Source organism: Mesorhizobium sp. B2-7-2, from assembly GCF_006440775.1.
In the GTDB taxonomy this organism is placed as follows: domain Bacteria; phylum Pseudomonadota; class Alphaproteobacteria; order Rhizobiales; family Rhizobiaceae; genus Mesorhizobium.
The window spans coordinates 128,516-147,875 of the sequence record NZ_VFTZ01000002.1 but is presented as its reverse complement, the minus strand read 5'-3'; the positions used below and the strand labels follow the sequence as shown (position 1 = coordinate 147,875).

General features: G+C 64.6%; 17 protein-coding genes. 10 read left to right on the top strand and 7 right to left on the bottom strand.

The window, feature by feature from the left end:
• Nucleotides 1–46: 46 nt before the first annotated feature.
• The 8 genes from iolC to phnN all read left to right on the top strand — a co-directional run bounded on the left by iolC (nucleotide 47) and on the right by phnN (nucleotide 9,142).
• Nucleotides 47–1,981, top strand: coding sequence for a 5-dehydro-2-deoxygluconokinase (iolC, locus tag FJ425_RS03515; RefSeq protein ID WP_140721767.1), 1,935 nt, complete (start codon nucleotides 47–49; stop codon nucleotides 1,979–1,981).
• Between the two features lie 32 nt (nucleotides 1,982–2,013).
• The gene (gene iolD / locus FJ425_RS03510; RefSeq protein ID WP_140721764.1) at nucleotides 2,014–3,858 is read left to right on the top strand and encodes a 3D-(3,5/4)-trihydroxycyclohexane-1,2-dione acylhydrolase (decyclizing); all 1,845 of its coding nucleotides are present in this window, start codon (nucleotides 2,014–2,016) and stop codon (nucleotides 3,856–3,858) included.
• Between the two features lie 36 nt (nucleotides 3,859–3,894).
• Nucleotides 3,895–4,809, top strand: coding sequence for a myo-inosose-2 dehydratase (gene iolE / locus FJ425_RS03505; protein ID WP_140721761.1), 915 nt, complete (start codon nucleotides 3,895–3,897; stop codon nucleotides 4,807–4,809).
• Between the two features lie 64 nt (nucleotides 4,810–4,873).
• Complete coding sequence (locus FJ425_RS03500) at nucleotides 4,874–5,086, top strand: DUF3329 domain-containing protein (protein WP_140721758.1); 213 nt, start codon at nucleotides 4,874–4,876, stop codon at nucleotides 5,084–5,086.
• 403 nt (nucleotides 5,087–5,489) lie between these two features.
• Nucleotides 5,490–6,302 carry a 5-deoxy-glucuronate isomerase gene (gene iolB, locus FJ425_RS03495; protein WP_140721754.1) on the top strand — a complete coding sequence of 271 codons (813 nt, stop codon included), beginning with the start codon at nucleotides 5,490–5,492 and terminating at the stop codon, nucleotides 6,300–6,302.
• A 247-nt stretch (nucleotides 6,303–6,549) separates the two neighbouring features.
• Complete coding sequence (locus FJ425_RS03490; protein ID WP_140721751.1) at nucleotides 6,550–7,257, top strand: DUF1045 domain-containing protein; 708 nt, start codon at nucleotides 6,550–6,552, stop codon at nucleotides 7,255–7,257.
• Nucleotides 7,258–7,379: 122 nt separating this feature from the next.
• Nucleotides 7,380–8,519 carry an alpha-D-ribose 1-methylphosphonate 5-triphosphate diphosphatase gene (locus FJ425_RS03485; RefSeq protein ID WP_140721748.1) on the top strand — a complete coding sequence of 380 codons (1,140 nt, stop codon included), beginning with the start codon at nucleotides 7,380–7,382 and terminating at the stop codon, nucleotides 8,517–8,519.
• Nucleotides 8,516–9,142 (top strand): phosphonate metabolism protein/1,5-bisphosphokinase (PRPP-forming) PhnN, encoded by a 627-nt coding sequence (phnN, locus tag FJ425_RS03480; RefSeq protein WP_181175782.1) that lies wholly within the window; start codon nucleotides 8,516–8,518, stop codon nucleotides 9,140–9,142. The genes FJ425_RS03485 and phnN overlap by 4 nt, the downstream gene beginning before the upstream one ends.
• A 202-nt stretch (nucleotides 9,143–9,344) precedes the next feature.
• Here phnN and FJ425_RS03475 read toward each other — a convergent pair whose 3' ends face one another.
• The 7 genes from FJ425_RS03475 to FJ425_RS03445 all read right to left on the bottom strand — a co-directional run bounded on the left by FJ425_RS03475 (nucleotide 9,345) and on the right by FJ425_RS03445 (nucleotide 16,458).
• Nucleotides 9,345–10,160 (bottom strand): ATP-binding cassette domain-containing protein, encoded by an 816-nt coding sequence (locus FJ425_RS03475; RefSeq protein WP_140721745.1) that lies wholly within the window; start codon nucleotides 10,158–10,160, stop codon nucleotides 9,345–9,347.
• Nucleotides 10,160–10,891 (bottom strand): ABC transporter permease, encoded by a 732-nt coding sequence (locus tag FJ425_RS03470; RefSeq protein ID WP_140721742.1) that lies wholly within the window; start codon nucleotides 10,889–10,891, stop codon nucleotides 10,160–10,162. The genes FJ425_RS03475 and FJ425_RS03470 overlap by 1 nt, the downstream gene beginning before the upstream one ends.
• A 9-nt stretch (nucleotides 10,892–10,900) precedes the next feature.
• Nucleotides 10,901–11,647, bottom strand: a complete 747-nt coding sequence (locus FJ425_RS03465; protein WP_140721739.1) for an ABC transporter permease subunit — start codon at nucleotides 11,645–11,647, stop codon at nucleotides 10,901–10,903.
• A gap of 130 nt (nucleotides 11,648–11,777) precedes the next feature.
• Complete coding sequence (locus FJ425_RS03460) at nucleotides 11,778–12,620, bottom strand: transporter substrate-binding domain-containing protein (protein WP_246677865.1); 843 nt, start codon at nucleotides 12,618–12,620, stop codon at nucleotides 11,778–11,780.
• 195 nt (nucleotides 12,621–12,815) lie between these two features.
• Complete coding sequence (locus FJ425_RS03455) at nucleotides 12,816–13,811, bottom strand: ABC transporter permease (RefSeq protein WP_140721733.1); 996 nt, start codon at nucleotides 13,809–13,811, stop codon at nucleotides 12,816–12,818.
• Nucleotides 13,808–15,373, bottom strand: coding sequence for a sugar ABC transporter ATP-binding protein (locus FJ425_RS03450; protein WP_140721730.1), 1,566 nt, complete (start codon nucleotides 15,371–15,373; stop codon nucleotides 13,808–13,810). The genes FJ425_RS03455 and FJ425_RS03450 overlap by 4 nt, the downstream gene beginning before the upstream one ends.
• 122 nt (nucleotides 15,374–15,495) lie before the next feature.
• Nucleotides 15,496–16,458, bottom strand: coding sequence for a sugar-binding protein (locus FJ425_RS03445; protein WP_140633708.1), 963 nt, complete (start codon nucleotides 16,456–16,458; stop codon nucleotides 15,496–15,498).
• Nucleotides 16,459–17,069: 611 nt separating this feature from the next.
• Here FJ425_RS03445 and FJ425_RS03440 point away from each other — a divergent pair.
• Together FJ425_RS03440 and FJ425_RS03435 are read left to right on the top strand one after the other, a co-directional pair.
• On the top strand, nucleotides 17,070–18,185 hold the full coding sequence (locus tag FJ425_RS03440) for a LacI family DNA-binding transcriptional regulator (RefSeq protein ID WP_181164958.1): 1,116 nt from the start codon (nucleotides 17,070–17,072) through the stop codon (nucleotides 18,183–18,185).
• 62 nt (nucleotides 18,186–18,247) lie between these two features.
• The gene (locus tag FJ425_RS03435) at nucleotides 18,248–19,324 is read left to right on the top strand and encodes a nitronate monooxygenase (RefSeq protein WP_140633705.1); all 1,077 of its coding nucleotides are present in this window, start codon (nucleotides 18,248–18,250) and stop codon (nucleotides 19,322–19,324) included.
• Nucleotides 19,325–19,360: the final 36 nt, after the last annotated feature.

Below are 19,360 nucleotides of genomic sequence, written 5' to 3'. Positions count from 1 at the left end.
TCCAAAACGACGCTGCTCTGCAAAACAAGGCCGATGGGAGGTTCGAATGGGCGAAGCCGTGGAAGGGAAATACCCGCCGCTCGACGTCATCACCATCGGCCGCGCCTCGGTCGATCTCTATGGCCAGCAGATCGGCTCGCGGCTGGAGGACATCACCTCTTTCGCCAAATCCGTCGGCGGCTGTCCAGCCAATATTTCCGTCGGCACGGCGCGGCTCGGCCTGCGCTCGGCGCTGCTCACCCGCGTCGGCGACGAGCAGATGGGCCGTTTCATCCGCGAGCAGCTCAAGCGGGAGGGCGTCTCCGTCGACGGGCTGAAGACCGACAAGGAACGCCTGACGGCGCTGGTGCTGCTTTCGGTCGAGAGCGAAGGCGTCTCGCCGATGATCTTCTACCGTTCCGACTGCGCCGACATGGCGCTGGCCGAGGAGGATATCGACGAGGCGTTCATCGCCTCGGCGCGCTCGGTGGTCGTCACCGGCACGCATTTCTCGAGGCCCAATTCCGATGCAGCCCAGCGCAAGGCCATCCGCCTGATGAAGGCCCGGGGTGGCAAGGTGGTGTTCGACATCGACTATCGCCCGAATCTGTGGGGCCTTGCCGGCCATGCCGAGGGCTTCGAGCGCTACGTCAAGTCGGACCGCGTCTCGGCGCAGCTCAAGACCGTGCTGCCGGATTGCGATCTCATCGTCGGCACCGAGGAAGAGATCATGATTGCTTCGGGCGCCGACGATTGCCTGAGCGCGCTGAAGACGATCCGCGCCCTGTCTTCGGCCACCATCGTGCTCAAGCGCGGCGCCAAGGGCTGCATCGTCTATGACGGGCCGATCAGCAACGATCTCGAGGACGGCATTGTCGGCAAGGGCTTCTCGATCGAGATCTACAATGTGCTGGGTGCCGGCGACGCCTTCATGTCGGGCTTCCTGCGCGGCTGGCTGGGCGGTGAAAGCTTTGCCACCGCCGCGACCTGGGCCAATGCCTGCGGCGCCTTCGCCGTGTCGCGCCTGCTCTGCGCGCCGGAATATCCGACCTTCGAGGAGCTGCAGTTCTTTTTGAAGCACGGCAGCAAGCATCTGGCGCTGCGCAAGGACGAGGCGATCAACCACGTCCATTGGGCGACGACGCGCCGGCGCGACATTCCCTCGCTGATGGCTTTGGCCTGCGACCATCGCGTCCAGCTGGAAGACGTTGCCGCCAAAGTCGGCGCGGACGTTGCGCGCATCCCCGACTTCAAGGTGCTGACGGTCAAGGCGGCGGCAAAGGTCGCCGCCGGCCGCGGCGGCTACGGCATGCTGATCGACGAGAAATACGGCCGCGACGCGATGTTCGAATTCGCCCGCCATCCCTTCGCCTGGCTCGGCCGCCCAGTCGAATTGCCCGGGTCGCGGCCGCTGCGCTTTGAATTCTCGCAGGATATCGGCTCGCAGCTCACCGAGTGGCCGGTCGACCACTGCATCAAATGCCTGTGCTTCTATCACCCGGACGACCCGGAGGCACTGAAGAGCGAGCAGCAGCAGAAGCTGCGCGCTTTGTTCGAGGCGGCGCGGAAAGTCGGCCGCGAACTGCTGGTCGAGATCATCGCCGGCAAGCACGGCAAGCTCGACGACACCACCATTCCGCGCGCGCTGGAGGAGCTCTATGCGCTGGGCATCAAGCCCGACTGGTGGAAGCTCGAGCCGCAGGCTTCGACAGGCGCCTGGGCGAAGATCGAACAGGTGATCGTCAAGAACGATCCTTGGTGCCGTGGCGTCGTGCTGCTTGGGCTGGAAGCGCCGCAGGACGAGCTGGTCGCGGCGTTTGCCGCCACCGCCAATGCGCCGATCGTCAAGGGATTTGCCGTCGGTCGGACCATCTTCGTCAACGCCGCCGAACAATGGCTGGCCGGCCGGATGTCGGATGACGAGGCGATCGCAGACATGGCCGCGCGCTTCGAGCAGCTGACCGAGGCATGGCTTGCCGCACGCGGCCGCAAGGCCGCATAACAAGACCGCTGAAGGACTGCGGAGGAGACACCATGAGCAAGACAATCCGCCTGACGATGGCGCAGGCGCTGACCCGCTTTCTCAGCCGGCAAATGACCGAGATCGACGGGAAAAAAGTGCCGATCTTCGGCGGCGTCTGGGCGATCTTCGGCCATGGCAATGTCGCGGGCATTGGCGAGGCGCTTTACCAGGTGCGCGACGAGCTGCCGACCTTCCGCGCCCACAATGAACAGGCGATGGCGCATGCAGCGATCGCCTATGGCAAGGCGAATTTCCGCCGCCGCTTCATGGCCGCGACCAGTTCGATCGGCCCTGGCGCGCTCAACATGGTGACGGCCGCGGCGCTCGCGCATGTAAACCGGTTGCCCGTCCTGTTTTTGCCGGGCGATGTCTTCGCCAACCGTCTGCCGGACCCGGTGCTGCAGCAGGCCGAGGATTTCTCCGACGGCACCGCTACCGTCAACGACTGCTTCCGTCCCGTATCGCGCTATTTCGACCGGATCACGCGGCCGGAACAGATCATCCCGGCGCTGAACCGCGCCATGCAGGTGCTGACCGATCCCGCCGAATGCGGCCCGGTGACGCTGTCGCTCTGCCAGGACGTGCAGGCCGAAGCCTATGATTATCCCGAAAGCCTGTTCGCCGAGCGCGTCTGGACACCGCGCCGGCTGCGCCCGGACCGCAACGAGCTGGCGGCAGCCGTCGCGGCGCTGAAGGGCGCCAGGAAGCCGCTGGTGATCGCGGGCGGCGGGGTGCTGTATTCGCAAGCTTCGGACGAGCTCGCCAAGCTGGTGCAGGGCGCCGGAATTCCGGTCTGCGAGACGCAGGGCGGCAAATCCTCGTTGCCCGACGACCATCCGCTCAACATGGCGGCGGTCGGCGTCACCGGCACGTCGGCCGCCAACCGGCTGGCGGAAGAGGCCGATGTCGTGCTCGCCATCGGCACCAGGCTGCAGGATTTCACCACCGGCTCCTGGGCGCTGTTCAAGAATGCCGGCCGCACCATCATCGGCCTGAACACGCAAGGTTTCGACGCCGGCAAGCATTGGGCGCTGCCGCTGGTCGCCGACGCGGCCGAAGGGCTTGCCGAGCTGTCCGCCGCGCTGAAGGGCTGGAAGGCGCCGGCCGCCTGGACCGACAACGCGCTGAAGGGCAAGACGGAGTGGCAGGCCGCCGCCGCCAAGGTGACCGCGTCGACCAACGCCGCCTATCCGTCCGATGCGCAAGTGATCGGCGCCGTGCAGCGCGCCATGGGCTCGGGCGTCACGCTGCTGCATGCCGCGGGCGGTCTGCCCGGCGAATTGCACAAGCTTTGGCAGGCCGGCGCGCCGGGCTCCTACCATGCCGAATACGGCTTCTCGACCATGGGCTACGAGATCGCCGGCGGGCTCGGCGTCAAGATGGCGAAGCCCGACCAGGAGGTCGTCGTCATGGTCGGCGACGGCTCCTATCTGATGCTCAATTCCGAGATCGCCACCTCGGTGATGCTTGGCCTGAAGCTTACCATCGTGCTGCTCGACAATCGCGGCTATGGCTGCATCAACCGGCTGCAGATGGCGACCGGCGGCGCCAACTTCAACAATCTCTTGAAGGACGCGCGCCACGAGGTGATGCCGGACGTTGACTTCGCCGCGCATGCGGCAAGCTTAGGTGCCGTTGCCGAGAAGGTGGCATCGATCGCCGAGCTGGAGACGGGACTGGCCAAAGCGAAAAAGAACGACAAGACGACGGTGCTGGTGATCGACACCGACCCGCTGGTGTCGACCGAGGCCGGCGGCCATTGGTGGGATGTCGCCGTGCCGGAAGTCTCGTCGCGGCCGCAGGTCAACGCCGCGCGCAAGAACTACGAGGAAGCCGTGAGCAGCCGTCAGGGCTGAGCCGGCCTCGCAACGAACCGACATTGGAGTGACGACTTGAAAGCCAAACTGGGCATGTCCCCCATCGCATGGTGGAATGACGATCTCGTGGAATTGAGCGATGATGTGTCGCTGGAGGAATGCCTGCGCCAGTCGCGCTCGGCCGGCTTCACCGGCATGGAGATGGGCCGCCGCTTCCCCAACGATCCGAAGGTGATGCTGCCGATCCTGAAGCAGGCCGACGTCACACTCTGCGGCGGCTGGTTCTCCGGCACGCTGGTCAATGAGGATCTGGCCAAGAACAAGGACCGCATCCAGCCGATGATCGACCTGTTCAAGGCGGTCGACGCGCCCTGCATCGTCTATGGCGAGGTCGGCCGGTCCATCCAGGGCGACCGCTCCAAGCCTTTGGCCACCAAGCCGAAACTTTCAGACGACGAGATGAAGGCTTACGGCCGGCGCGTCACCGAGTTCGGCGAATGGTGCGCCGAACAGGGCATGCCGCTCTCCTACCATCACCACATGGCGGCGGTGGTCGAGACCGAGCCGGAGCTCGACGCCTTCATGCGCAACTCTGGCGAAGGCATTCCGCTGCTGCTCGATGCCGGCCATCTCGCCTTTGCCGGCGGCGACGTGCTGCGCGCCATCGACAATCACCACAAGCGCATCAACCACGTCCATGTGAAGGATGTTCGCATGGGCGTGATCGACGAACTCGACCGCACGAAACAATCCTTCCTCGACGCCGTGGCGCTCGGCGCCTTCACCGTGCCGGGCGACGGCTCGCTCGATTTCGGCGCCATCGTCCAGCGTTTCGCCGATCATGGCTATGAAGGCTGGTTCGTGGTCGAAGCCGAGCAGGATCCGAAGAAGAACCCGCCGCTGAAGATGGCTCAAGTCGGCCACAAGGAGCTGATGCGGGTGATGACGGCCGCCGGCTACACGGTGGAGACACAAGCGTTTCCAGCCTGAACGGTGGATTAGTCGGGGCGCCCGGTCTATCTGGTGCGCTTTGGCAAAATCCTGGATTGGCGCGATGAAAGACTATGAGCATCCCTTCTTCCGGCCGCTGTGGCGCCGTATCGCGGTCGTCGCGGTCTGCCTCATCTGGTCGGTGATCGAATTCGCCTCCGGCACACCCTTCTGGGGCGTCATCGCGCTGGGCTTCGCCGGTTACGCGGTGTGGCAGTTTTTCTATCTCTATAAGCCGGTCGAGGAGAACAAGGCCGACGTCGAACCAAAAGAGTGAGTGATCCATGGCTCGAGAGCTTCTACGGATCGGATACTGCGTGCATGGCGGATCGCATACGTTGGCGATTAGCCGAAACGCTCCTCGCTTCGTCATCCTAGGGCGGAGCAAGGAGCGCAGCGACGCGGCGCAGACCCTAGGATCCATGCCATGACTTTGACGTGTCGCGACGGTGCAGACAATGGCGCCGAAACGCCGGCCCAGACAGCCTCTTTCTGCACCGCTGCATTCTACGGCAGGTGTAACGGCATGGATTCTAGGGTCTGCGCGCGTCGCTTCGCTCCTTGCTCCGCCCTAGAATGACGACGTTGCGAGGGAACCGGCCAATCTCCAAGGTTTTCGCGATAGTCCATCGGATTCTTAGCTGCGCCAATGGGGCGCCCAGGAATTAGGAGAGGCAAAAATGTCGAAACTGCTCGTCAAGGCCGACAAGGGCCACGGCCATGTCGCCCACGTCACCCCGCAAAGCGCCGGCTGGACCTATGTCGGTTTCGACCTGCACCGGCTGAAAGCGGGCGAGACGGTGTCCGGCAAAACCGGCGACCGCGAGGTCTGCCTGGTCTTCGTCACCGGCAAGGGCAAGGCATCGGCCGGCGGCAAGGATCTCGGCCTGCTCGGCGAGCGCATGTCGCCCTTCGAAGGCAAGCCGTGGTCGGCCTATGTGCCGCAAGGCGCCGACTGGTCGGTGACCGCCGATACCGAGCTGGAGCTCGCCGTATGCTCGGCGCCCGGCTTAAGCGGCGGCCTGCCGGTGCGCGTCATCGGACCTGACGATCTCGGCCAGGAGGTGCGCGGCAAGGGCACCAACACGCGCTACGTCACCAACATCTTGCCCGAGGGCAAGCCGGCGGATTCGCTGCTGGTGGTCGAGGTCATCACGCCCGGCGGCCACACGTCGAGCTATCCGCCGCACAAGCACGACCAGGACAATCTGCCGGCCGAATCCTATCTCGAGGAGACCTATTACCACCGCCTCAACCCGCCGCAGGGCTTTGCCTTCCAACGCGTCTACACCGATGCCGACCGCAACGGCGTGCGCGAGCTGGACGAGGCGATGGCGATCGAGGACGGCGATGTCGTGCTGGTGCCGAAGGGCTATCACCCTTGCGCCGCCTGCCACGGCTACGACCTCTATTACCTCAATGTCATGGCCGGACCGAAGCGGACATGGAAATTCCACAACGCGGCCGAGCACGAGTGGCTGATGAAGGCCTGATCGGCACGCCGGCAAAGCCGTTGGTCCAGCCGCTGAAAAATCGTCGGCTAACGAGCTCCGTGCTGGACTTGCCTTCGAAAACCCACGAAAGCTTCGTCAATCCGTCATGGAAATCACCTATGGCAGCGGTTCCGGTGCATGTCGCCGCAAGCGCTCCGGCGCTTTGGGCCACGACTTGCCAAGACAATGACTTGAAGCGCGTCGCATATTCCTTTGGGGCGCGCAGCGCGCTTGACGAGGAACGCCCATGCGCTACGCGATCTACTACACCCCGGGGCAGGACGAGAAGCTGGCGCGCATTGCCGCCAACTGGCTGGGCCGCGACCCGTTTGGCGCGGCGACGCGGCCGGTCGAGGCCGTGGGCGACCTGTCGGCCGCGGAAGTCGCTTTCCATACTGCCTCCGCCCGGCGCTACGGATTCCATGCGACGCTGAAAGCCCCGTTCCGGCTGGCGCCGAACGAGACGGAAGCTTCGCTGCGCGCCGCGCTCGGCGCTTTCGCCGAGGCGACGCCGCCTGTGATCATCCCGCGTCTCGTCGTCGGCCAGATCGATGGCTTTTTCGCACTGGTGCCGGAAATGCAGTTTGCGCCGCTCAACGATTTCGCCGCCGAGGTGGTGCGCGCCTTCGATCCGTTCCGCGCGCCGCTGACCGAGGTCGAGATCGAGCGCCGCAGCCCCGATGCGCTGAAGCCGGACGAGTTCCGCAACCTCTGCCAATGGGGTTATCCTTACGTCTTCGACACGTTCCGCTTCCACATGACGCTTTCCGGACGGGTCGGGCCACAGGAAAGCCCACGTCTTCGTGCAGCGATCGACGGCCTGTTCGCCGACGTGCTGCGGCAGCCGGTGCCGGTGGATGCACTGACATTGTTCGTCGAAAGCGAGCCCGGCGCCCCGTTCATGGTGCTTTCCCATCATGCGCTTGGCCGCCGGGCTGCCCGCAAGACCGCCTAGGGCGGATCAGCGGAAACGCTGAACCGCCCTATCTTTTTGTTTACGCAATTCCGGACGGAAAACCGCAAGGCACTTTTCCTGGAATTGCTCTGAAGCGACTGCTTGAGATAGGACCGCCCGAGATGACCGCCGAAACCGTTCTCACCAATGCCCGCATCGTGTTGCCCGACGAAATCGTCGAGGGCTCGCTTTTGTTGCGCGACGGCCTGATTGCCGCCGTCGAGCCCGGTGCCGTTCGCGCCGGCGAGGACATGGGCGGCGATTACATCATCCCGGGTCTCGTCGAGCTGCACACCGATCACCTCGAGGGCCATTACGCGCCGCGCCCGAAAGTGCGCTGGAACCCGATCGCCGCCGTGCTTGCCCATGACGCCCAGGTGGCGACCGCCGGCATCACCACGGTGCTCGACGCCTTGCGCGTCGGCATGGACGAGGATGCCGACCTGAAATCCGACGACGTTCGCAAGCTGGCCGACGCGATCGAGGACAGCGTGCGCCAGGATCGGCTCAGGGCCGACCATTTCATCCACCTGCGCTGCGAGGTCTCGGCGCCGGACTGTCTCGAGGCTTTCGCCAATTTCGAGACCGATGACAGGGTGAAGCTCGCCTCGCTGATGGATCACGCGCCCGGACAGCGCCAGTTCGTCAACCTCGAGACCTATGCCTACTACTACCAGCGCAAGCTGAAGCTGACGGACCGCGACTTCCAGAAATTCTGCGAGAAGCGGATGGCCGAATCGGCCCGCAATTCCGGTCCGAACCGCGTCTTCATCTCGGCCGCCTGCCAGGAGCGCGGCATCGTGTTGGCGAGCCATGACGACGCGACCGCCGGCCATGTCGACGAAGCGATCGAGCAGGGCGTGCGCGTCGCCGAGTTCCCGACGACGGAAGAGGCGGCCAAGGCCTCGAAAGCCGCAGGCCTCGGTGTGCTGATGGGCGCGCCGAACGTCATGCGCGGCGCCTCGCATTCCGGCAATGTCTCGGCGCGGACGCTTGCCGCCGACGGCCTGCTCGACATCCTGTCGTCCGACTACATCCCCTTCAGCCTGATCCAGTCGGCCTTCTTCCTCGGCGATGTCGTCGAGGGCATCTCGCTGCCGCAGGCGGTCGCCATGGTCTCGAAGAACCCGGCCGAAGCGATCGGCCTCGCCGACCGCGGCGTCATCGAGCCCGGCCGCCGGGCAGACCTTGTGCGGGTACGCGTGGACGACCATGTGCCGGTCGTGCGTACGGTTTGGCGCCTGGGCAGCCGGGTCGCATGATGGTCTCGGCCCTCATCGAGCGCGAGCTGGCCGACAGGCTGCCGATCCGCAACGGCGTCTTCGTCGCGGTGGTCGGCCCGAGCGGCGCCGGCAAGGATACGGTGATCGGCTACGCCAAGCAGCGCTTTGTCGGCGAGACGCGGCTGGAATTCGTGCGCCGCGTCATCACCAGGCCGAGCGACACGGCAAGCGAGGACCACGACACGCTGGCCGACGCCGCCTTCGCCGAGGCGGAGGCGGACGGCGCCTTCTCGCTGTGCTGGGACGCGCACGGCCTGCGCTATGGCCTGCCGGCCGATGTCGACTGGGCGGTCGCCAATGGTCATGTAGCCGTGGCGAATGTCTCCCGCGCGGTCATCCCGGCGCTGCGCGAGCGCTATGCCAATCTGGCCGTGGTCGAGATCACCGCCACGCCGGAGATCCTCGCCGAGCGGCTAGCGGCGCGCGGCCGTGAATCGCGCGGCGAAGTGCTTGCCCGCCTGGCGCGCAGCACGAGCATCAAGCTGACGGGACAGGATGTGACCTCGATCGACAACAGCGGCGACAAGCAAATAGCCGGCGAACGCTTCGCCGAGGTGCTGCGCAAGGCGATGGCGTTTTCGGATCTGTCGGACATGATCTAAGGCCTTCCCCTTCTCCCCTTGTGGGAGAAGGTGGATCGGCGCGAAGCGCCGAGACGGATGAGGGGTGTTGGAAGGATCGCTCGGAGGAAGAAATGGGCGCTTGAAGCATCCTATTCTTCAGCGCCTCGTTTATTCCAACACCCCTCATCCGGCCGCTTCGCGGCCACCTTCTCCCACAAGGGGAGAAGGGGGAGGCAGCGCTTCACTTGTTGAAGTTGGCGATGAACTGCTTGAACTGCGGCGTCGGCGGCCTGGCGAACATCTCCTTCGGGTCGCCGGCCGAGTCCACCTCGCCCTTGTGCAGGAACATCACCTTGCTCGACACGTCGCGGGCAAAACCCATCTCATGCGTGACGACCAGCATGGTGCGTCCTTCTTCGGCGAGCGAGCGCATGACGCGCAGCACCTCGCCGACCAGTTCCGGATCGAGCGCGGATGTCGGCTCGTCGAACAGCATCACCTTCGGATTCATCGCCAGCGCGCGGGCTATTGCAGCGCGCTGCTGCTGACCGCCCGACATGTGGGGCGGATAGTAGTTGCGGCGCTCCCATATGCCGACGCGCTTCAGCAATGCCTCGGCCTGCTCCAGGCACTCCGCGCGCGGCCGCTTCAGCACATGCGTCGGCGCGGCGACGAGGTTTTCCAGCACGGTCATGTGCGACCACAGATTGAAGCTCTGGAAAACCATGGCGAGGTTGGCGCGGATCCGCTCCACCTGGCGGATGTCGGCGGGCATCTGGTGGCCGTCGCGGCCCCGCTTCATCTGGATGAGCTCGCCATCCACCCGCACTTCGCCGGAATCCGGGGTCTCCAGGAGATTGATGCAGCGCAGCATCGTGCTCTTGCCGGACCCTGAGGAGCCGAGAATTGAGATGACGTCGCCCTTGTGGGCCTCGAGCGAAATGCCCTTGAGCACCTCGTGATCGCCGAAGCACTTGCGCAGATCCTTGACGCTGATGGCGGGCGTCTCGTCGGAGGACGGCGCGGCTCTCGCGGCAGCGGCGACATTTGCCGACATCACAACACCTCCGGTACAGGTTTGACTTGCTGGCCCTGCTCGGGCGGGGCGCGCAGATGCGGCGAAAGCCGGTGCTCGACCCAGGCGAACAGCCGGGCGATCGACAGGTTGAGCAGCAGGTAGATCACGCCGGCGCAGGTCAGCACCTCAATCGGCCGGAACGTGTCATGCTGGATCTTCTGCGCCGTTCCCATCATCTCCATGATGGTGACCACGGATGCCAGCGCGGTGGCCTTGGTCATGAGGATGATTTCGGTCGAATAGGCCGGCAACGCAAGCCGCAGCGCGATCGGCAGCGTGACGAGGCGGAAGCGGGTGAAGGCCGACATGCCGAACGCCTTGGCGGCCTCGATCTGGCCGACAGGCACGGCTCGCAGCGCGCCGCGGAAAATCTCGCTCTCATAGGCCGCAGTGTTCAAGGCCATCGCGACGATGGTGCAATACATCGGATCGCGCAGGATCGGCCACAGGATCGGGCTGTGGCGCACGAAGTCGAACTGGGAGAGCCCGAAATAGACCAGATAAAGCTGCACCAACAACGGCGAGCCGCGGAAGACGAAGACATAGGCGCGGGTGAAATACTCGCCCGATTTGTAACCGGAAGCCCGCAGCCAAGTCAGGCCGGTGGCGATGAGGAGCCCGAAGGCGATGCCGAAGAACCAGATCTCGAGCGTCAGCGGCAGCGCCTTGAGCACGCTCCATATGGTCGAAAGGTAGAAGTCGAAATCCACCGCCACCTCTTATTTCGGCCGCGTGAAGCTGCGGGAGGTGTAACGCTCGGCCCTGTCGAAGATCGGCGTCGAGATCGAGGTCATCACCAGATAGAGGATGCCGGCGAGCGTGTAGAAAAGCAGCGAATGATGCGTCGAGCGCGCCGCCTTGTTGGCGGTGAGCATCAGCTCGGCGACGCCGGTGACCGAGATCAGCGCCGAATCCTTGATGGTCAATTGCCAGACATTGCCCAGCCCCGGCACCGCAAGACGCAGGACCTGCGGCATGATCACGAGGCGAAACCGCAGCCAGGGCGACATGCCGTAGGCACGCGCCGCTTCCAGCTCGCCGCGATGGATCGCCAGGAACGAGCCGCGAAAAACCTCGGCCTGGTAGGCGCCGGAAATGATGCCGACCGCGAGAACGCCGCCGAGGAAACTCGGCATGTTCAAGATGTCGGCCGAGCCGATCGATCCGGTCGAGCGCGCCACGCCGGTCAGGACCTGGGTGCCGCCATAGTAGAACAGGTAGATGATCAGGAGTTCCGGCTCGCCGCGAAAGACGGTGGTGTAGCTCTCGCCGATGAACCTCAATCCGCCGCGATGCGAAAGCTTGGCCGCCGCCACCAGCGAGCCGAGCACGGCACCAATCATCATCGAGACGACGGTGACGGCGAGCGTCCAGGCGATGCCCCAGAGCAGTTGCACGCCCCAGCCGGCGGCCAACAGCTCATAGGCCGTCCAAACCTGATCCTTGAGATCGTTGAGAAACTCCACTTACGGCTCCTGCGGGCGCCGAGATAGGCATCGACGGGTTCCTGCTTCGGTGCATGTCGTTTTCCCGCACTTTCGGGCGACATGCACTCAATGCAAAACGGGAGCAGCTTTGGCTACTCCCGTTGCGACATTACTTGGTAATGTCGATCTTGAACCATTGCATGGAATACTTCGACACCGAGCCGTCGTCGAGCGCGGCCTTGAGCGCCTTGTTGTAGATGTCCTGCAGGTCCTTGTCGGTCTTGCGGAAAGCGGCGCCGATGCCCGGTCCGAGGATCGGGCCGCCCTTGAATTGCGGGCCGACGAATTCCAGGTCTTTCGCATCGGGCTTGGCCAGCGTGCCGAGGAAATAGGTGGTATCGGCGAAGGCAACGTCGATGCGGCCCGCCATCAGGTCGAGGTCGTGCTCGTCGGTGGTCTTGTATTCATGAATGTTGGCGACATCCTTGAGATATTTGTCGGCGAAGGTCGCCTCCGTCGTCGAGACCTGCAGGCCGACATTCTTGCCGGTGAGCTCCTTGCGCAGCGTGTCGAGCGCCGCCTTGGATTCGGCGTCGTCCTTCGACAGATCGATCATCTTGCCGGTGTTGGACATCTGCGCCAGCGGACCGTTCTTGTCGGCCAGGAAAGCCACCGGCGACGAGGCATAGGGGATCGAGAAGTCGATGGTCTTCATGCGCTCTTCGGTGATCGACATGCCGTCCATGACGATATCGAACTTGCCTGCCGTGAGGCCGGGAATGACGCCGTCCCAGTCCTGCGCGACGATGCTGCATTCGAGCTTCGCGCGGGCGCAGACGTCGTTCAGGATGTCCACCTCGAAGCCGACGATCTTGCCGCTGGCATCGGTCTGGTTCCACGGGGCGTAGGAGCCCTCCATCGCGACCGTCACGGTCTTCCAGTCCTTGGCCATAGCCGGGGTCGAGCAGGTCAATGCCAGCGCGGCGAGCGCGATCCAACGTGAAGATGTCACGGTAATTTCTCCCATATTTTGTTCTTGGAACCCTCAGATACCAATTGCTTAGCCCAGCCCCGATTCTGCGACAAGGGCTGTTTTCCGGTTCACGCGTTGTTGCAATTCGTCCACGAATCGGGACTTGCCCCGCGGCTTCACCGCGAGCGTCGATCCAATCGGAACCCCGGTCCGGGTGTGGACGGAAGAGCGAGACTACTCCGCCGGCGCGCCGGCGACGCCCCTGCGAGACGCCTCCAGCATCCGGCGCCGGGCGCGGAAGACGCCCCATTGCTGGTCGACCAGCACGCCGATCAGGATCACGCCGCCCATCACCGCGAAGTTGAGCGAGGAAGGAATGCCGAGCAGGTTGACGAGGTTCTGCAACTCCTGCAGCAGCACGGTGCCGAGGACAGCGCCGACCAGCGAACCTTCGCCGCCGCGCAGCGAGAAGCCGCCCAGCACTGCCGCGGCGATGGCATAAAGCTCATAGAACTGGCCGTGGCTCGCGGGCGAGATCGAGCGCGTGTACATGGCGAAATAGATCGCCGACAGCGCCGTCAGCACGCCGCAAATGACATAGGCGGCGATGATCACCCGGCCCGTGCGGATGCCGGAATATTTCGCCGCTTCCTCGTTCTTGCCGATCGCATAGAGATAGCGGCCGAAAACCGAGCGGTGCAGCACCACCCACATCACGATGGCGATGACGATCAGCGCGATGAAGCTGTTCGGCAGGCCGTAGGAGCGGCCCGCGGTCAGGAACTCGAGCGTCGGGAAATTCTGCCCAAAGGCGAAGCCGGCCGTGCCGTCGGCGGTATAGAAGCGCGCCACGCCGCGATAGATGAGCAGGCCGCACAGCGTCACCACGAAGGGCTGCAGTTTCAGCCGCGTGATCAGCCAGCCATGCACGAAGCCGATGACGGCGCCGAGCGCGAGGATCAGCACGAAGGCAAGCGGCCAGCTCACCTCGCGCACCGCGATGAAGTCGATGAACAGTGTGCCGAGCAGGGCGATCACCGAGCCGACCGACAATTCGATGCCGCCGGTGATGATGACGAAGGCCTGGCCGATCGAAAGAATGCCGAACAGAGCGACCAGGTTGGAGGTGTTGGCGAGGTTGATCGCCGACAGGAAGCGCGGATTGATGGCCGTCACCACCGCGCCGACCACCAGGATCAGGATCAGCAGGCCGAGATCTTTCTTGGTCATTGCGCTCCTCCCGCCGTTTGCAGCAGTTTCGGCTTCTTGCCGACCGCCAGCAAAAGCACGTTCTCCTGGCTGAAATCGTCCTTGTCGAGGATGCCGGAGATCTGCCCCTCATGCATGACCGCGATGCGGTCCGACACGCCGATAACTTCTTCCATGTCGCTGGAGATCATCAGCACGGCGACGCCGGCGTCGGCCAATGCCCGCATCAGCCCGTAGATCTCCGCCTTGGCGCCGATGTCGATGCCACGCGTCGGCTCGTCCAGGATCATCACCTTGGGGTTCATCGCCAGCCATTTGGCCAGAACCACCTTCTGCTGGTTGCCGCCCGACAGCGTGCCGGTGCGGGTCAAGACCGACGGCGCCTTGATGCCGAGGTTCTTCTTCTGCTTTTCCGCCGTCGCGAGTTCGGCGCCGGCCGAGACCAGCGAGCGCCTGGCATGCGCCGGCAGATTGGGCAACGAAATGTTCTGGGCGATCGACAGGTCCAGCAGTATGCCGGTCAGCTTGCGGTCCTCGGGCACCAGGAAGATGCCGTTCGCCACCGCATCTGCCGCCGAGCCTACATTAAGCGGCTTGCCGTCGAGCGCTACGCTGCCGGCGAGCCGTTCGTCGATCCCGAACAGCACCCGCGCGAGCTCCGTGCGGCCGGAGCCGACCAGGCCCGCCAGGCCGAGTATCTCGCCGCGTTTCAATTCCAGACTGACCGGCCGGTCCGGATAGGTGCTGGTGCGGATCGCATCCGCCGACAGGGCCACGCTGCCCGGCGCGCGGGCGGCCTCGCCGGCCTTCTCGCGCTCCTTCAGCATGCGGCCGATCATCAGCCTGACCATCTCGTCGTGATTGATGTGGCTCTTGGGAAGGGTGCCGGCCAGCGTGCCGTCGCGCAGCACCACAACGCGGTCGGCGACGCGCTCGATCTCATGCAGCCGGTGCGAGATGAAGATGACGCTGATGCCTTGCGCCTTCAGGCCCTTGATGACGTCGAGCAGCTTTTCGGTTTCCGCCATCGGCAGGCTGGAAGTCGGCTCGTCGAGGATGACGAGGCGGGCCTTGATCGACAGCGCCTTGGCGATCTCGACCATCTGCTGCTGCGCGAGCGACAGCGATGCCACCGGCGCGTCGGCCGAGAAATTGGCGCCGACGCGCTTCAGGAGCGGCGCCACCATCTCGCGCAATTTCGCGCGGTCGACCAGCCTCAGCGGCCCGGCGCGCAGCGGCTCGCGGCCGAAGAAGATGTTGGCGGCGACGTCGAGGTTCTCGAAGAGGTTCAATTCCTGATGCACGAAGGCGATGCCGGAGCCGATGCTCTGCTCGACGGTCAGGCCGTCATGCGCCGCGCCATCGACGGTGACGGTGCCGCTGTCCGGCCGCGTCACGCCGCCGAGGATCTTCATCAGCGTCGATTTGCCGGCGCCGTTTTCGCCGACCAGGCCTATGACCTCGCCGGGCCGGACCTCCATCGAGAACCTGTCCAGCGCCACAACGCCCGGATAGGTCTTGCGCACGGCCTCGAGGCTCAGGAACGGAGCGGTGGTCGGTTGAGTGGAATCGGTAGAGGTCATCACGCCATAGTTTACCGCACGGGGCAACAGCCGGTGGCCCACAGACTGACGGGCCTTGGCAGGTCCGTCAATACGAACGCCGGCTCAAGGCGGACCCTTGAGCCGGCGCATCTGTTTTGGACCTACTTGCCCTGCATCGCCTTGAGATTGGCGGCGTAGGCGTCGACGTCATCCTTGCCGATGATCTTGGTCGGGATGATGATCAGATTGCCGTCCGGGATGCCTGACTTGTCGCCCTTGAGGTAGGCGGCCATCAGCTTCATGCCCTGATAAGCCCACTCGAACGGCTGCTGCACCACGGTCGCGGCGACGGTGCCTTCCTTGACGCCACCCAGCGTGATCGGATCGTCGTCGAAGCCGACGACGGTGATCTGGCCGAGCTTGCCGGCGTCGCGCAGCGCTTCATAGATGCGCGGCGTGTTGTAGGAGTAGAAGCCGACCATGCAGGTGATGTCGGGGCTGGCGACCAGCGCGTCCTCGACATTCTTCTTAGCGCGGGCCTGGTCGATGTCGTCTCCGCGCACGTCGACGAGCTCGATCTTGCTTCCGGCGAGCCCGTCCTTCATGCCCTGGATGCGCTCCTTGGCGTTGTCGGCGCCGAGCAGGCCGACGAAGCCCAGGCACTTGCCGCCGTTGGGCATCGCCTTCTTGGCGATCTCGGCCGCCTGCTTGCCGGCATCGACATTGGACGAGCCGATATAGGCGACGCGCTTGGTCTGCGGGGCGTCCGAGTCGGTGGTGAACAGCGCGGTTTCCGACGCGATCTTGTTCAGCCCGTCGGTCGAGGTCTTGGGATCGACGGCCGAGACCATGATGCCCTTGACCCCTGCCGTCACCAGATCGTCCATCAGCCGCTGCTGGATGGCGACCGACGACTGTTCCGGATATTTGAGCTCGAGATTGTAGTCGGGCAGTTCGCCCTGCGCCTTCTTCACGCCGGCTTCCGCCGCCTTCCAGAAGTCTGACGCACCGTTGACGACGAAGGCCAGCGTCGGCTTGTCGTCGGCGCGCACACTGGCGCTTACCGACAGGCCTAAAGCCAAGGCCGCCGCGGCGACGGATGCGTTGCGTATCATGGATTTCATAGTTCAACCTCCCTTGTAGAACTCTTCGCTGATGTCTCGGCTGCGGCGCGGATAACCCTCCTCCTCAAGGGTGTGGCGCAAAGGTCCGCCGACTTAAGAACGGTTCCGATCCGGCCGCGGTCGAGACACTAGACACTCATGTGGCATTCGTAAATAGTCCGATTTGTCTGACATTTTCGTGAGGATGGACACGAGCCCAAACCGGCGATCCCGCCGGCTTTCGAGCGAGCATCCTTCGCACTTTGCCGGCACCGAGCGGAAGCCCGGACGGTTTCGACGAGTTGACAGTAGAACGCTTACAGCTATTAGTAAAGAGTATTAGTTTTGACTGAGGCGCGCGCTTTCGAAGCGGAGGAGACGCTGGTCGAAAGATGCGCCTGGGAGTGAGGAGTGCACGTGCGGCAAAAGCCTGTTACCGCACGGAAACCCATGGGAATTGTCAGCGCTGCTGACCTTGTCGCATTATTTCGTCGCGATGCGGCGCGGCCGGCGGTTTGTATGTCGCGCTTGATAATACTTATTATCAATATTGCGTTTTAGATGAGCGTGCCGACCATCTTGCCGTTGCAATCGGCCTTTGCTTCAGAGCCGGCCGGGTTTGGGAACCGACCATGAGTGAACCGACGGAACTGCGCGATCCTCCCGGGGCTTCCAGGCGCCGCAAGCCGGCCGCCAAGCCCAAAGGACGCGTCACCATGACCGACATCGCACGCGCCGCCGGCTGCTCGCAGGCGACGGTCTCGTTCGTGCTCAACAATACCCCGGGCATCAGGCTGTCGCAGCAGACACGCGACCGGGTGATCGAGGCGGCCCGAGCGCTGGGCTATTCGCCGCCGGTCTTTTCGGCGCTGCGGCCGCCGGTGACGCCGTTCGAAGGCCTGGATGGCGTCATCGGCTTCGCGGTCGACCAGCTCGCCACCAGCCCCGAGGCGGTGGTCGCCATCGAGGGCGCGCGGCAGGCCTCGTGGAACGCCGGCAACGTGCTTCTGGTGGCGCAGACCATGGGCGACGCGGTGATGGAGCCGCGCGCCGTCCAGGCGCTGACGGGGCGCGGCATCACGGCGTTGATCTATATGACCATCTTCACCCGCGAGATCGCTGCGCCGGATTTCCTCTACAGTCTCGAGATGCCGGTGATCCTGCTCAACTGCTACACCGCCGATTATGCCTTCCCGGCCGTGGTTCCCTCCGAGATCGCCGGCGGCCAGAGCGCGACAAGACACCTGATCGGCCATGGCCATCGCCGCATCGCCACCATCACCGGCGAGCCGTGGATGCAGGCCGCTCAAGATCGGCTCAAGGGCTACCGCCGCGCTCTAGCCACCGCCGACATCCCGTTCGACCCGGAACTGGTGGTCGAGGGCGACTGGTCGGCCAGTGCCGGCTATGCTGCGACGGTCAAGCTGCTCGGACTCAAGGAGCGACCGACCGCCATCTTCTGCCAGAACGACCGCACCGCGATCGGCTGCTACGAAGCGCTGAAGGAAGCCGGCCTGCATATCCCGCAGGACATCTCCGTGGTCGGCTATGACGATGAGGAGATCGCCCGCCATCTGTTCCCGCCGCTGACGACCTCGATCCTTCCGCATCTGGCGATGGGCCAATGGGCGATCGAGCAGCTGGAGACGCCGCCGACGCCCGGCCGCGGACGCTATCCGATCACCAAGCTGGAGTGCCCGCTGGTGGAGCGGGAGAGCGTGGGGAGCGTACCCGCACAATTCCGGTGACCCCGGCCCCGCGACCGGCTTATGATGGGTGTGCGTGTTCCTTCCCAACAGGAAAAACGCTCATGTGGCCAAACCGCCGTTTATGCGATCTTTTCAAGATCGAGCATCCGATCATCCAGGCGCCGATGGCGGGCTCGGCGACGCCGGAACTCGCCGCCGCGGTGAGCAGTGCCGGTGGGCTTGGGTCGCTCGGATGCGCATCGATGCTGCCGGATGGCCTGCGCTACGTTGCGCGCCAAATGCGCGCCTTGACCGGGCGTCCCTTCAACCTCAACTTCTTTGTTTTTCCCAGGCCCGACACCGGCGACGCCGTGCTGACCCAGGTCATCGACAGGTTGCGGCCCTATTACGAGGAGCTGTCGCTCGGCGAACCCTCGCGGAGGCTTCCGCCGATCGGACCGGGTTTCGACGAAGAAAAGCTTGAACTGCTGCTCGAGATCGGCCCGCCGGTCGTGAGCTTTCATTTCGGCATTCCGGAAGCGGCTGCCGTCGGCAGGCTGAAGCAAGCCGGGATCGCAATCATCGGCACCGCGACGAATGTCGCCGAGGCACGCAAGCTCGCCGACGGTGGAGCCGACGCGGTCATAGCCCAGGGCTGGGAGGCGGGAGGCCACCGCGGTTCGCATGCTCCCAACGGTCCTGGCGACGGCGTCGGAACGATGGCGCTGGTTCCCCAGGTCGTCGATGCCGTCGAGCTCCCGGTCATTGCCGCGGGAGGGATCGCCGACGGCCGCGGCATAGCGGCCGCTTTCGCGCTTGGCGCCAGCGGCGTGCAGATCGGCACCGGCTTCCTGTCCTGCGACGAAGCCGGCACGGACGCACCGCGCCGCGCCCTGATCCGCGCGGCGACCGACATGGACACGATGGTCACCGATGCCTTCACTGGCCGCGCGGCGCGGGCGAGGCGCACCCGCTACGCCCTGGAAATGGAGGAGCGCAGGGTGCCCCTTCCGGACTTCCCGCAAATGGTCGCGCTCAGCGCTCCGCTCGGCGGCGACAAGGATTTCGCCTTCCATCTCTATGGGCAGGCGGCGGCCCTGAACAGGGAGCTTCCCGCCGGACAACTGGTGCGAACGCTCGTGGCCGAAACGGGCGAAGTGTTCGACGCTCTCTCGACCGGCAAAACGGCGCCTGCGTGAGCGAAGCCTTCGTCGTCCGATAAGCCTTTATCCCGC